The organism is Streptomyces albus subsp. chlorinus (genome assembly GCF_013302895.1).
GTDB lineage: Bacteria > Actinomycetota > Actinomycetes > Streptomycetales > Streptomycetaceae > Streptomyces > Streptomyces chlorinus.
In genome coordinates this window covers 3,088,821-3,101,563 of sequence record NZ_VJOK01000001.1, presented here as the reverse complement: position 1 = coordinate 3,101,563, position 12,743 = coordinate 3,088,821, and the positions used below count along the sequence as shown (strand labels likewise).

General features: G+C 71.0%; 11 protein-coding genes. 4 read left to right on the top strand and 7 right to left on the bottom strand.

The genetic code is table 11. The annotated features are described in order from the left end of the window. Positions 1-43 precede the first annotated feature (43 nt). On the bottom strand, positions 44-1,705 hold the full coding sequence (locus tag FM076_RS13815) for a glycoside hydrolase family 3 protein (RefSeq protein ID WP_243274489.1): 1,662 nt from the start codon (positions 1,703-1,705) through the stop codon (positions 44-46). 881 nt (positions 1,706-2,586) lie between these two features. Here FM076_RS13815 and FM076_RS13810 point away from each other — a divergent pair. The 3 genes from FM076_RS13810 to FM076_RS13800 all read left to right on the top strand — a co-directional run bounded on the left by FM076_RS13810 (position 2,587) and on the right by FM076_RS13800 (position 6,891). Then, the gene (locus tag FM076_RS13810) at positions 2,587-3,246 is read left to right on the top strand and encodes a TetR/AcrR family transcriptional regulator (protein ID WP_173870727.1); all 660 of its coding nucleotides are present in this window, start codon (positions 2,587-2,589) and stop codon (positions 3,244-3,246) included. A gap of 248 nt (positions 3,247-3,494) precedes the next feature. Next, positions 3,495-5,042: an MFS transporter gene (locus tag FM076_RS13805; protein WP_173870725.1), complete on the top strand. Its 1,548-nt coding sequence runs from the start codon at positions 3,495-3,497 to the stop codon at positions 5,040-5,042. An 832-nt stretch (positions 5,043-5,874) separates the two neighbouring features. Beyond that, positions 5,875-6,891, top strand: coding sequence for a sigma-70 family RNA polymerase sigma factor (locus FM076_RS13800; RefSeq protein ID WP_173870724.1), 1,017 nt, complete (start codon positions 5,875-5,877; stop codon positions 6,889-6,891). Between the two features lie 183 nt (positions 6,892-7,074). Here FM076_RS13800 and FM076_RS13795 read toward each other — a convergent pair whose 3' ends face one another. After that, a complete protein-coding gene (locus FM076_RS13795; RefSeq protein WP_173870722.1) occupies positions 7,075-8,196 on the bottom strand; it encodes a P1 family peptidase in 1,122 nt (373 codons plus the stop codon). 47 nt (positions 8,197-8,243) lie between these two features. Here FM076_RS13795 and FM076_RS13790 point away from each other — a divergent pair, with 47 nt between their 5' ends. Further along, the gene (locus FM076_RS13790) at positions 8,244-8,447 is read left to right on the top strand and encodes a hypothetical protein (protein ID WP_173870720.1); all 204 of its coding nucleotides are present in this window, start codon (positions 8,244-8,246) and stop codon (positions 8,445-8,447) included. 106 nt (positions 8,448-8,553) lie between these two features. On the opposite strand, the gene mscL is transcribed toward FM076_RS13790, so the two are convergent. The 5 genes from mscL to FM076_RS13765 form a co-directional block, all read right to left on the bottom strand. Further along, entirely contained in the window at positions 8,554-9,138 is a 585-nt protein-coding gene (mscL, locus tag FM076_RS13785) for a large conductance mechanosensitive channel protein MscL (protein ID WP_173870718.1), read from the bottom strand. 168 nt (positions 9,139-9,306) lie between these two features. Further along, a complete protein-coding gene (locus FM076_RS13780) occupies positions 9,307-9,720 on the bottom strand; it encodes a hypothetical protein (protein ID WP_345944993.1) in 414 nt (137 codons plus the stop codon). Between the two features lie 387 nt (positions 9,721-10,107). Beyond that, entirely contained in the window at positions 10,108-10,944 is an 837-nt protein-coding gene (locus FM076_RS13775) for an S-methyl-5'-thioadenosine phosphorylase (RefSeq protein WP_173870713.1), read from the bottom strand. Positions 10,945-11,045: 101 nt separating this feature from the next. Beyond that, positions 11,046-11,402, bottom strand: a complete 357-nt coding sequence (locus tag FM076_RS13770; protein WP_173870711.1) for an FmdB family zinc ribbon protein — start codon at positions 11,400-11,402, stop codon at positions 11,046-11,048. A 67-nt stretch (positions 11,403-11,469) separates the two neighbouring features. Continuing rightward, positions 11,470-12,732 (bottom strand): MFS transporter, encoded by a 1,263-nt coding sequence (locus FM076_RS13765; RefSeq protein ID WP_180218302.1) that lies wholly within the window; start codon positions 12,730-12,732, stop codon positions 11,470-11,472. Positions 12,733-12,743 lie beyond the last annotated feature (11 nt).

Below are 12,743 nucleotides of genomic sequence, written 5' to 3'. Positions count from 1 at the left end.
ATGGGGGATCGGCTTCGGCAACGTCGTTCGCCGGGGTGCGGGGTCAGTAGTGGAGGCCGTGGCCGAAGGGGTAGAGGGTGCGGTCGGGGGAGGTGAGGTCGGGGATGGGGGCGGGGAGCTTGCCCTCGGGACCGATCTCGCCGTAAAGGACGCGGGCGAGCGCCTTCATGGAGGGCGCGGTGTAGGAGTAGGTCGCCAGGTAGGCGGGGACGTCGGGGAAGCGGCGGATGTCGTAGGGGAGGCGGACACCGGCCACGATCACGCGCCCTCCCGTGCCGATCAGGGCCTCGATCAGTTTGGCCTGCGCGGCGCCGTCCTCCTTGCCCGCTGCTGCCGCGTTCGCGAGAACGACGGTGACATCGTGTACGCGGGCGGCGTCCGTGGCCTGGGCGATCTTCGCGGCGTTCGGGACGGTGCCGGTCTCCAGCGTGGTCGTCCGCTGTCCGCGCCGTTCGCCGATGGCGCGGGCGAGGTCGGCGAGAGGAGCGGTGCCCCAGCCTGTCACCAGGACCGAGCCGGGGGCGTCGGGGAGGGGCAGGGCGCCGTCCTGGTTCCGGACCAGGGTGATCGACCGCTCGGTGATCTCCCGCGCCCGTGCGCGGTGCCGCCGGCTTCCGACTGTCCGTGCGGCGTGCCGCTCGTTCACGTACGGGTGGGAGAAGAGCCTCCGTCGCAGTTTGTGCTCCAGGATCCGCCGCACCGACGCGTCGAGCCGCTCCTCACTGACCGCTCCCGACCGTACGGCCCGCAGCACGGCCCCGAAAGCCGTGTCGAGCTTCGGGGCGAGTACCAGTTGGTCGCAGCCGGCTTGAAGGGCGCGCACGGGTGCGACATCGGGCGGGAACTGAGCTGTCGCACCACCCATGTCCAGTGCGTCCGTCGCCACGAGGCCGTCGAAGCCGAGTTCCTCGCGCAGCAGGCCGGTCACGATCGGCCGTGACATGGTCGCCGGAACCCGCGAGGGGTCGAGGGAGGGCACCAGGATGTGAGCTGTCATGATCGTGTCCACTCCGCGGCGGATAGCGGCGCGGAACGGCGGCAGGTCGATGCGGTCCAGTTCGGCCCGGGTGTGCTTGATCTCCGGAAGCCCCGTGTGGCTGTCCACGTCCGTGTCGCCGTGACCGGGGAAGTGCTTGGCCGCGCTGGCGACGCCGCCGTGGTGGTAGCCGCGTACGGCGGTGGAAACGTACTCCGCGCACAGCCGGGTGTCCGACCCGAAAGAGCGAACGCCGATGACGGGGTTCTGCGGATTGATGTTGACGTCCGCCACCGGGGCGTAGTTCTGGTTGATGCCAACGGAGGCGAGTTCGGTGGCGATGATGCCGGCGCTGTCGTGGACGTCGCGCGGGGAGCGGGTGGCGGCCAGCGCCATGTTTCCCGGGAGCTGCGTGGCCGGCTCCAGCATGCGGTAGACGACGCTGCCGCCCTCCTGGTCGATGGAGACGAGGAGCGGGATGCGGGCCCCGGTACGGGCGGCGGCGCGCTGGAGGCCGTTGGACAGGCGCGCGATCTGGCGCGGCTCGCGGACGTTGTCGGGTCCGCGACGCGCGTCGAAGTAGATGACGCCGCCCGGACGGTACTTCTCGATCACCTCGGAGGGTGTGGAGACCCCGTACAGCTCACTGTTCTTGGCGTGCTCGGTCTCCGGCGTCTGCCCGTAGAGCTCGACGACGAACAACTGTCCGATCTTCTCCTCCAGGCTCATCCGGCGCAGCAGGGCCGACGTGCGGGCCCGGACGGCGGACGACGAGGGGGATGAGGGGGATGAGGAGAGCGGGGAGGACGCGGGGGAGGCTGGGGTGGTGCCCCGGTGTCCGGGGGCCACGGAGGCCGCTGACGCGGAGAGCGCCGGGGCGCCGAACGCCGCCACGGCAGCCGCGGCACCCGCAGCCGCCGTGACGACGCACCGCCGCGAGACGTTCCCGGTCCCGGAAGAGTCCCCGGCGGCGGAAGACCCCCCGCCACCGGGGGCGTCCCCGGCTCCGGTGGAGTCGTGGTTGTTCGAGGCCGGTCGGGGGGAGGGAGGCTGCTGCATCGGAACGCTCCTCACATGGGCGGGCGGGCGGCACGGGGTGCATGTGGGGGACACCGCTGGATGCGACAGCACATCGTCGCAGCGTGGGGAGGACCCGGACCAGACGCCGCGCGGTACTTCATGGGTCCAGTCCAGTGGCGTCGGACGGGTCCTGTCCTGTCGGCCTTCCGGGGGACGGTCCGGAGGGACAGCACCAGGGAGGACGGGGATCGGGCATCGGGCGTCTGGCATCGGGCATCGGGGAGAGCAGAGGCCTGGAGAGGGCGGGCAGCAGGTTTTCCGAAGCGTGAGGTGAGTCACAGGCGTCAGGGGAAATAACCGGGGAGCGCGTCCCCGTTTACGTAACCGTCTCCGCGAAACGGGGACCAGGTCCCCGGATGGCAGGCCTGGGTATCACCAGTGATCAGTGTCGATCACCGTCGCAGCGCCACCACGGGCACTGCACCCGAACACGTATCAACCTCCAGTGCGAGCCCTCGCCGGGCGTGACTCCGCAGGTCGGAGAAACCCCGGCGGGGCAGCACCGGAGAGCGAGGAACGAGGAGCCGGACATGGGCAGCGCCACCAGCGTCACCGAGCGGGTCACCGCATGCGGTGCGCCCAAGGGGCGCGCGGATGCTGCCCGCAACCGGGAGCGCATCCTCAACGCCGCACGCGAGGCGTTCGTCGTCCACGGCGCCGACGCCTCTCTGGATGAAATCGCTCGCGCGGCGGGGGTCGGTAATGCGACCCTCTACCGGCACTTCCCCGACCGGGATGCCCTCGTGCACGGCGTGATGCACGCCGTCACCGAACGGATCGCGGACCGGGCAGAGCGGGCGCTGGCCGAGGAGAACTCCTTCGAGGCGTTGCGCAGCTTCGTGTTCGCCGCGGCGGAGGAACGGATCGGCGCCCTCTGTCCGATGCTCTCCGGTCGTTTCGACCCTGTGGATCCGCAATCCTTGGCGGCTCGCCGCCGGGTGGAGGGACTGACGGAAGAGCTCATCCGTCGGGCCCAGCGGGCGGGAGAGGTGCGCGAGGACATCGGCGTCGGTGACGTGATGGTCGCGCTCAGCCAGCTCACCCGGCCGCTGCCGGGCGTCGGCTGCGGACGCATCGCACGTTTCGTCGAACGCCATGTGCAGCTCTACCTGGACGGGCTGCGCGCCCCCGCCAAATCCGAACTACCCGGCCATGCCGCGACTCTGGAGGAGCTGCGAGAAGACAACTGAGCCCTCAGGTACCTGATCCGAACAGTTCAGCTCCAACTGCTCCAGCTCCGCTTACTTTCGCTTCCCTCCCGAGTCCTCACTTCTGACCAGTCCTCCCGTCCCGTGCGGCCGGTTCCGGCCCGCGAGGCCAGGAGGGCCGGCGTCTCGGGAGCGGCACATGTCTCTCATACCCACCGACCGGGCCTGACGGGGCATGCAACCCTCTACGTCCCTTATTTCGTACTCCGCACCATGAGGTAGGCACGTCCATGCCAGAAATATCCACCTCGGCCACCGCACAGAAGGCCGGTCCCGACCCCCGGCGATGGAAGGCCCTCGCCTTCATCGCCATCGCGCAGCTCATGGTCGTCCTCGACGCGACGATCGTGAACATCGCGCTTCCCTCCGCCCAGTCCGACCTGGGAATCTCCGACGCCAACCGGCAGTGGGTCATCACCGCCTACGCCCTCGCCTTCGGCGGTCTGCTCCTCTTCGGCGGCCGGATCGCCGACATGTGGGGCCGCAAGCGCACGTTCGTGACCGGCCTCGCCGGTTTCGCAGCGGCCTCCGCCCTCGGCGGCGCGGCCACCGGCGAGACCATGATGCTGGTGGCGCGGGCGCTGCAGGGCGCCTTCGGCGCGCTGCTCGCACCTGCCGCTCTCTCCCTGCTCGCGGTGATGTTCACCGACGGCAAGGAGCGCGCCAAGGCGTTCGGCATCTACGGCGCCATCGCGGGCGGGGGCGGGGCCATCGGCCTCATCCTGGGCGGTGTCCTGACCGAGTACATGGACTGGCGCTGGACCTTCTACGTCAACGTCCCGTTCGCGATCATCGCAGCACTCGGTGCCGCCACCGTCATCCGTGAGCCCGGCGGGACCCGCAACCGGGCCGCACTTGACATCCCCGGCGTCATCCTCTCCACGCTCGGCCTGGTCTCCCTCGTCTACGGGTTCACCCGCGCCGAGACGGACGGCTGGCGGGACGGCGGCACCATCGGCATGTTCGTCGCGGCGGCCGTGCTGCTGGTCTCCTTCGCCCTGGTCGAGGCCAAGGTGCGGACCCCCCTGCTGCCGCTGCGCGTGGTCACCGACCGGAACCGCGGCGGGATCTACCTCTCGCTTGGTCTGGCCACCATCGCCATGTTCGGGCTCTTCCTGTTCCTGACCTACTACCTGCAGGTGGTCAAGGGCTACTCCCCGGTGCGCACCGGTGTCGCCTTCCTGCCGATGGTCGCCGGCATGATCACCGGATCCACGCAGATCGGCGCGCGGCTGATGACCCGGGTCCCGTCCCGGCTGCTCATGGCCCCGGGCTTCCTGGTCGCCGCGCTGGGCATGCTGCTGCTGACCCAGTTGGAGGTGGACAGCTCCTATCCGGCGCTGATCCTGCCCGCCGAGATCCTGCTCGGACTGGGACTGGGCACGGCCTTCATGCCCGCCATGTCGCTGGCCACGCACGGTGTGCAGCCGAGTGACGCGGGCGTCGCCTCCGCGATGGTCAACACCTCGCAGCAGGTGGGCGGTGCCATCGGTACGGCACTGCTCAACACCATCGCGGCCAGCGCCACCACCTCGTACGTCACCTCGCACGTGGCAGAGGCCACCACCAAGCCGGCTCAGCAGATGCTGAAGCTGGAGGCGATGGTGCACGGCTACACCTCCGCCATCTGGTGGGCCGTGGGCATCCTGCTCGTCTCCGCCACGATCGTCACGGTCTTCGTGAACGCCCGCGGCCAGGGCGGCCAGTCCCCGGCCAAGCCGGCCGACAGCGAGGCCACCGGCGACGACGCCGAACCGGTCCTGGTCGCGATGCACTGACGAGCGCACTCCTGCTCCGGAGGCCGGGCGGCTCGGACGGTCAGGGCGGCTCGGGCGGCCCGGGCGGCTGAATGGCCCGGGTGGCCCGGACGGGGGCCGGGCGACCCAGTAGTCGGGCGGCCCCGGCTCGGGGCCCGGCAGTCGGTGCCAAGTGGCCCGGCAATGCGCTGCTGGGCAGGTCGATAGGGGCGGCACGCGGACCGGTTCCGGTCCGCGTGCCGCCCCATGACCACGTGTCGTGCGGCACGCACCACACATCATCTGTGTGACCTCACCCGCCGCCGACATCAAGGGCGGCCCCGCACCCACTCGCACGGGCGCGGGGCCGCCCTCGCGCTGTCTCTCGTGCTTTCTCTCAGGGGCTCAGAAGTCTCCGTCGGCCCCCGGCGCTCCCCGCGAGCCCCGAGCCGGTCTGCCGGGGGGACCGCCCGCCGGGAACCGCACCAGGGCCCGCGACCGTTTCCTGCGCGGGGCACCTGGCGAGGGGCTCGGCTCCGGTGACCCGAAACAGACCGCGCAACCAAGGCGGGGTATCAGCCGTCTAGTCAGGTGAAGGGCGGCCGAGGACGACGCCTTCCAGCGGCCCGCGCGCCCTCTGGGTGACCCTCGCCGAGCGGCGCCCACACCGCTCTGACCAGCCTATATGTGCGCTCTGTCACCATCACCTCCGTATGGGTAGCCGCACAGGGTACTGCATGATCGGAAAAATGTTGCGCAGGTTGGGAATTTAGTCCGGATTCCAGCCGTTGAGATCTACGCAGGGCGGGCACTCGGGGAGTGTCCGAGTCAGCCACCAGGCCAAAGTTTGAAGACCACTCGCAAGGGAGCACGCATGGCAACCCGTGCCGTCGCCCGTCGTCAGGAGAACACCGCCGGTGTCTCCGACGCGGCAAGCAGTGTTCGCGCCGCTGGCAGCGAAGTCGCGGACCGCGACCTGGTCGGCATGTATCTCGACGAGATCGCCCGGACCCCGCTGCTGGACGCTGAGAAGGAAGTCGAGCTGTCGCTCGCGATCGAGGCGGGCGTGTACGCCCGGCGCATACTGGACGGGCTCGAGGAGCCGGTTTCGGGTGACTCGCCCAGCGCGGGCGCGAGCCGCGAGGAGCTTGAGGCGATCGTCGCCGAGGGGGAACGGGCCAAGGATGTCTTCATCCGGTCCAACCTGCGTCTTGTCGTCGCTGTGGCGCGCCGCTACCCCCGGAGCGGCCTGCCCCTGCTGGACCTGATCCAGGAGGGCAACGCCGGACTCGTGCGCGCCGTGGAGAAGTTCGACTACACCAAGGGCTTCAAGTTCTCCACCTACGCGACGTGGTGGATCCGCCAGGCCATCACGCGTTCGATCGCCGATCAGTCCCGCACCATCCGGCTGCCCGTCCACCTGGTGGAGGAACTGGGCCGCATCCGGCGCGTGCAGCGCGAGTTCAACCGCGAGCACGGCCGCGACCCGGAGCCCGCCGAGGTCGCGGCGGAGCTGAACTCCACAGCCGAGCGCGTCACCGACGTGCTCGACTGGGCCCGCGACCCGGTCAGCCTGAACATGTCCGTGGACGACGAGGGCGAGACCCAGTTCGGCGACCTGCTGGAGGACACCTCGGCCGACTCCCCGGAGCAGTCCGTGCTCACGGTGCTGCGCCGCGAGGAACTCGACGACCTCATCAGCAGGCTGGACGACCGCACTGCCTCGATCATCAAGGCCCGCTACGGCATGGTGGACGGCCGCGAGCGCACGTTGACCGAGGTCGGCAAGCAGCACGGCCTCACCCGTGAGCGCATCCGCCAGATCGAGAAGCACGCTCTGCTGGAACTCAAGAAGATGGCCCATGACACGGGCTTCGACGCAGCGGCGTAAGACCGGCTCCCCGAGCCCGCCGCCGTCGCCGCCCCCTTGGACGAGCCCCGGTGCCCTCCCCCGAGCACCGGGGCTCTTTGCTGCCTGCCTCCGGGTCGGCCGGGTCCGTTGCCCGGTTGGTTCCCTCGGCCAGCCACCTGAGTGCAGCCGCCAGTCCCCGGCGCCCGGCCGCCACGGCTTCTGTTACGAGCCGTCCGAGTCCTGCGCCCAGGGCGCGCGGCCGTAGAGCTCGCTGTACGAGGGAAAGACACCTCCTGGCCCGTCCACGCCGACTGCGGTCCGCACCGCCTTCACCACCGCGCGGCTCACCACATCGGCCCCCGCCGAGAGCACCTCGTTGAACTCGCCGGCCGCCAACTCGCGGGCGCTCGTGGACAGCGCGAAGACCGTGTCCCCGTCGTGCATGAGGTGTGCCGGGTGTATCGCCCGCGCCAGCCCGTCCTGCCCGCTGCCCGCCAGCCGCTGTGCCTGCGGCCTGGTGAGCGCCGCGTCGGTGCCCACCACGGCGAGTGTCGTGTTCAGCGCGGGGCGCAGCGTCCCGGCCGTGCGTCTGACGGTCTCCTCCCTCGCTTCCGCCCGCAGCGCTTCCGCTTCGGTGTGCCGCTCGCGGGAGGGCAGGTGCGGCGGGCCGCCCGCCAGCTCCGCGTAAAGGGCTCCTGTCGCCGGGTCCGTGGCCGATCCGGCTGCGTTGAGCACCACCAGGGCTCCGACGACCGTCCCCGACGGCAGCCGGATGCTCGCTGTGCCCACTCCTCCCTTGAGGCCACCGACCACTGCTCCCGTCCCGGCACCGACGCAGCCCTGCGGGACGGGGGCTCCCGACTCCGTCGCGGCGGCTGCTTCCACCGCTCGCCGGCCCAGCGCCGCGTCCGGCCGGGCGCTCCAGCGTCCGCCACGTCCCAGGTCGAAGATCACCGCTGCCGGGACCACCGGCACCACCTGGGAAGGCTCGGAGCCCACCGGGACCCCGCGTCCTTGTTCCTCCAGCCAGGCCATCACTCCCGAGGCGCTGTCCAGACCGTAGGCGCTGCCTCCGCTCAGGACGACAGCGTGCACCCGTTCCACCAAGTTGCGGGGGTCGAGTGCGTCCGTCTCGCGGGTTCCCGGGGCCCCGCCCCGGGCGTCCACTCCCGCGACGGCGCCCTCCTTCGGGGGCAGCACGACGGTCACGCCCGTCAGCCAGCCGTCGTCCGTCCGCTGGGCGTGGCCCACGCGCAGGCCGCGAACGTTGGTGAGCGCGTCCAGCGGACCGGTGGCCACCTCCGGAGAGCCGTCGTTCGGTTCCTGGGTGTCGTGAGTCTCCATGTGGCATCCCTACCAGGAGGTGCGGGCGGCCGCCGTACGCTTGAGGCATGAACGTCGATCCGCAGTTCCCCGACCGGTCGGTGACGTCGCCTGACGCGGCGTCCGCGCTGGTCTTCGACGATCCGCTGTCCCGTCCGTCCGGTGATGACACCGACCGGGGCTGGGGCGAAGGGGCGGGTGCCGGCGAGCCCGGTGGTCCCAACGCCGACCTGGCGCGTTTCCTCGACGAGAAGCCGCCCCACCACCTCTGAGCCCGGGCGAGCACCGGGACAGCCCTGACCCGAGGGCGTGGCCACCGTGTGGGCGGCGTGCCACGGGGCCGGCGTGGTGTCTTCCCCTCGCCGTGGTGGGCTGCCGCTACTTCTGCGTGCTGACGCCGCCATCGCGCTGCGGCCCCACGGAGCCACCGGATCCACTGGCGGAGCCGGGACCGGAGGCGTCCGCGCCGACCGGCACCGAGCCGTCGCCCCGCTCGTCGGGGCCGCTTCCGGCACTCCGCTGGGCGAGCAGCGTGTCGCGGATCTCCGTGAGCAGTTCCACCTCCGTCTTGGGCACCTCCACCGGGCCCGCCTTGGCCTGCTGCCGCTCCTTGAACTTGTTCATCGGCAGGATCATCAGGAAGTAGACGACCGCCGCCGTGATCAGGAAGGTCAGCGTGGCGCTGAGCACCGGGCCCCAGTTCATGAAGACGCCCTGCTTCACCTCGCCGTCCGCAGTGAAGGTGCACGGGCCCTTGAGGCAGGAGTGGTACCTGTCCAGGTCCTTCGTGCCGATGGCCCCGACCAGCGGGTTGATGAATCCCTTGACGACGGCGTCGACGATCTTGCTGAAGGCCGCTCCCACGACCACGGCAACGGCCAACTCGACCACGTTGCCGCGCATCAGGAATTCCTTGAACCCGGTGAGGACGCCCTTCTTCGCGGGTGCGGGTGCGTTGCTCAACGAACTGCCTCTTCCAGAACCATGTGACGATGCTGACTGCGAGCGGGAGGCCCATGACGCACAGCCCCCGGGCAGGCACGCCTCGGCCGAGCCGTCGGCTCACCTGCCCCCGGGCACGGGGGATCATGCGCGTGGTCCCTCGCAGCGGTGGTTCCGGGAGCAGCGACCTCACCACAGCGTGACCGCCAGCCGGGAGTCCGCGGCGGCACCCGCCAGGGCAGCCGCCGTGCGCCGGGGGACGATCACCACGATCAGCGCACCCTGGCCTCCGTCGCCCGAGACAGTGTCGCCGGACTTCGGCACCTGAGCCACTCGGGCACCGGTGGCCACGATCCGCGCGGCGGTGTTCTTGGAGCCGCTCGCCAGTACGTCGACCCGGTCGCCGGGGCTCAGCAGACGCACCGTGGCCGGGTCGGCGATCCGGACCGGTGCCGAGACGGGAGCCCCGCCGGGGCCGTGCGCCGTGACGGATCTCTCCGCCCCGTGCCGCCGCGGGCCGACGTCATCCGGTCCTTCGGCGGGAGCCGCGCCACCGCGCGGGGCGGCCAGTGCCAGGCCCGCCGCCGTCACGGCGAGGACCACCGAGAAAGCCCGCCGCCTCCCCGGCGTGCCGTGCCGCGGCCGGCGTCCCCGCCCCGCACGCACGGGCGGGAAGTCGGGAACGGGCGCACGCGGCCGGGTACGGGGGAAACGTTGCGGAAAGGGGTCCCGGGAACGGGTCATGACGTCCACCACCAGCCATCACAGGAGAAGACCGCCTGGTCACGGCCTCGCCGACCACGGTGGACCCGTCGGCGGAAACTCGCTGATCACATCGGAAATCTGTGGATGACCGGCCTGCTGTGGACAACTTCGTCACCCGGAAGAGGGGACATGGCAGGGTCCGGGAACTTCAGGAGGGCGAGAACCGCCCGAGCGGCGCCAGCGCAGCGTGAAGCCCGCGACGTCAGGGCATGGTGAGGCCCGGCCTCAGGGCAGCGTGATGCCCGGCTGCTGTCCGCCCAGCGCCGACCCGCAGTCGCACTTGCGTTCGTCCAGTGCGGGCAGTTCGAGAACCGCGTCGAAGAGGACCTCGCGCAGCCGCCCGATGTTCTCGCCGAAGACCCGGAGCACCTCTTCGTGCGAGACGCCCTCACCGGCCTCGGCTCCCGCGTCCAGATCCGTGACCAGGGCCAGCGACGAGTAGCACAGCTCCAGCTCGCGGGCGAGGACCGCCTCGGGATGCCCTGTCATGCCGACGACCGACCAGCCCTGGGCCGCGTGCCAGCGGGACTCGGCGCGGGTGGAGAAGCGGGGGCCCTCGATCACACACATCGTTCCGCCGTCCACCGGCTCCCAGCCACGGCCGCGCGCGGCACGCAGTGACGCCTGGCGGCCCGTCTCGCAGTAGGGGTCGGCGAAGGTCATGTGCAGGACGTTGGGGAGGCTGCCGTCGGCGAGGGGTTCCCCGTCGAAGAAGGACTGCTGACGGGATTTCGTACGGTCCACGAGCTGGTCCGGGACCACGAGCGTGCCCGGCCCGTACTGCGGCTGCAGCCCGCCCACCGCGCAGGGGGCGATGATCTGCCGTACTCCCACGGAGCGCAGCGCCCACATGTTGGCGCGGTAGTTGATGCGGTGGGGAGGCAGGTGGTGGCCGCGGCCGTGCCGGGGAAGGAAGGCCACCTTGCGGCCGCCGGTCTCCCCCAGGAAGAGGGAGTCGCTCGGCGGTCCGTAGGGCGTCTCGACGGTGACCTCGGTCACATCTTCGAGGAAGGAGTAGAGGCCGGAACCGCCGATGACGCCGATCTCTGCCTGTTCGCTCATGCGGTCACCCTACGGGTGCGCAGGGCGCGTGGGGCAGGGGAAGAACGCGGTCCGGCCGACAGGCCCGTGGAGGGCCGCCCAGGCCGGTACCGCGCCGTGCGTCAGGCCGAAGTGCCCGCCTTGGCGGTGCTCTTGCTCTCGCTCTTGCCGGAGGACTTCGACTCCGAGGAGGAGCTGGACGACGAGGACGACGACGAGTCCGAGGAACCGGAGCTCTTGGAATCGCCGTTCTTCGACGAGTCCGAGGAGCCGGAGGAGGCCGGGCTGCTGCTCGACGAGGAGTTGCGGCTGTCGTTGCGGTAGAAGCCGGAGCCCTTGAAGACGATGCCGACCGCCGAGAACACCTTCTTGAGGCGTCCCTCGCAGCTGGGGCACTCGGTCAGCGAGTCATCCGTGAACTTCTGCACCGCCTCGAGGCCCTCGCCGCACTCGGTGCACTGGTACTGGTACGTCGGCACGTTCTTCCTCCTGGCACTCTCACTTGTTGAGTGCTAACAACGCTCCATAGTGCAGCATTCCCGCGCGTCAGTCCACTGGGACCGTCGTTCGGTGACCGAGCCCACGTGCCGCGACCACTCCGCCGTGTGACGGGTGCAGGGCCTTTCGGAAGGCGAGCAGCACCAGCAGAGCGAGACCCGTGCCCGCCACTGGGGCGAAGAAGCCGGTGCCGGCGCCGGAGCGGTCGGCCAGCTGTCCCGCCACCGTGGAACCGACCGCCTGTCCCAGCGCGATCGCGCCCGTCAGCCAGGTGAAGGCCTCCGTACGGGCACCGGCCGGTACCAGCGTCTCGATCAGCGTGAAGCAGGTGATCATGCAGGGCGCCACGCACAGCCCTGTCAGCGCACCGAGCGCGCCCAGCAGGACCGCCCACGGGCCCAGTTGCGCGGCGACCGCCGTCAGGGCGGCGGCCAGTACCAGCGCCGGGTACGCGGTCAGCAGCCGGGTCTGCGGGCCCCGCTTCCACCGGATGGCGCCCACGGCGACGGCCGCCAGCATGTTGCCTCCGGCGAAGACGCCGTACATCACACCGTTGATACCGGGCCGGCCGATCGACTCGGTGAACGCGGTGAGCGAGACCTGCATGCCGCCGAAGACCATGCCGATGCCCAGCACCGCCGCGACAAGCACCCGCGCGCCCGGTACGGCCAGCGCGGACGTCGCCCGGTCGTCCTCCTGGCGGGTGCCCGTCCGGGCGGAGTCCGCGCCCTTGGCGCGTGCCGGGGCGGGCTGGGTGCGGCGCTGCGCGGCGAAGACCAGGCCGCCCACGAGTGAGATCCCGGCCTCCGCGGCGAGACCCGCGGCGGGATGCGCACCGGTGCACAGTGCGGTCGCCATCACCGGGCCGACGACGAAGGTGAACTCGTCGGTCACCGATTCGAAAGCGGCGGCCGTGTTCATCAGGGGAGACCCCTGCAGGCGTGCCGCCCACCGGGCCCGCACCATGGGGCTGATCTGCGGGGCGGTGGCGCCCGCCGGCACCGCCGCGACGAACAGCGCCCACAGAGGCGCGTCCAGCAGGGCGACGGCGATCAGCGCCCCGATGGTGAGGGAGTGCAGGAACACCTGGGGGGCCAGTACGGCACCCTGTCCGAACCGGTCGGCGAGCCTGCCGCTCTGCGGTGCGATGAGCGCCATGGAGATGCCTGCGGTCGCCGAGACGGCACCTGCGAGGCCGAAGGAGCCGGTGGTGTGCTCGACGAGCAGGACGATGCTGATGGTGAGCATCGCGTAGGGCTGGCGTGCCAGGAATCCTGGCAGCAGGAAGGACCACGCTCCCTCGGTGCGCAGGAGCTGCCCGT

What these genes read in the sequence shown, in the direction of transcription:
- FM076_RS13815 (WP_243274489.1), bottom strand. Translation starts at nt 1,705, where the DNA reads ATGAGCCTGGAGGAGAAGATCGGACAGTTGTTCGTCGTCGAGCTCTAC.
- FM076_RS13810 (WP_173870727.1), top strand. Translation starts at nt 2,587, where the DNA reads ATGGGCAGCGCCACCAGCGTCACCGAGCGGGTCACCGCATGCGGTGCG.
- FM076_RS13805 (WP_173870725.1), top strand. Translation starts at nt 3,495, where the DNA reads ATGCCAGAAATATCCACCTCGGCCACCGCACAGAAGGCCGGTCCCGAC.
- FM076_RS13800 (WP_173870724.1), top strand. Translation starts at nt 5,875, where the DNA reads ATGGCAACCCGTGCCGTCGCCCGTCGTCAGGAGAACACCGCCGGTGTC.
- FM076_RS13795 (WP_173870722.1), bottom strand. Translation starts at nt 8,196, where the DNA reads ATGGAGACTCACGACACCCAGGAACCGAACGACGGCTCTCCGGAGGTG.
- FM076_RS13790 (WP_173870720.1), top strand. Translation starts at nt 8,244, where the DNA reads ATGAACGTCGATCCGCAGTTCCCCGACCGGTCGGTGACGTCGCCTGAC.
- FM076_RS13775 (WP_173870713.1), bottom strand. Translation starts at nt 10,944, where the DNA reads ATGAGCGAACAGGCAGAGATCGGCGTCATCGGCGGTTCCGGCCTCTAC.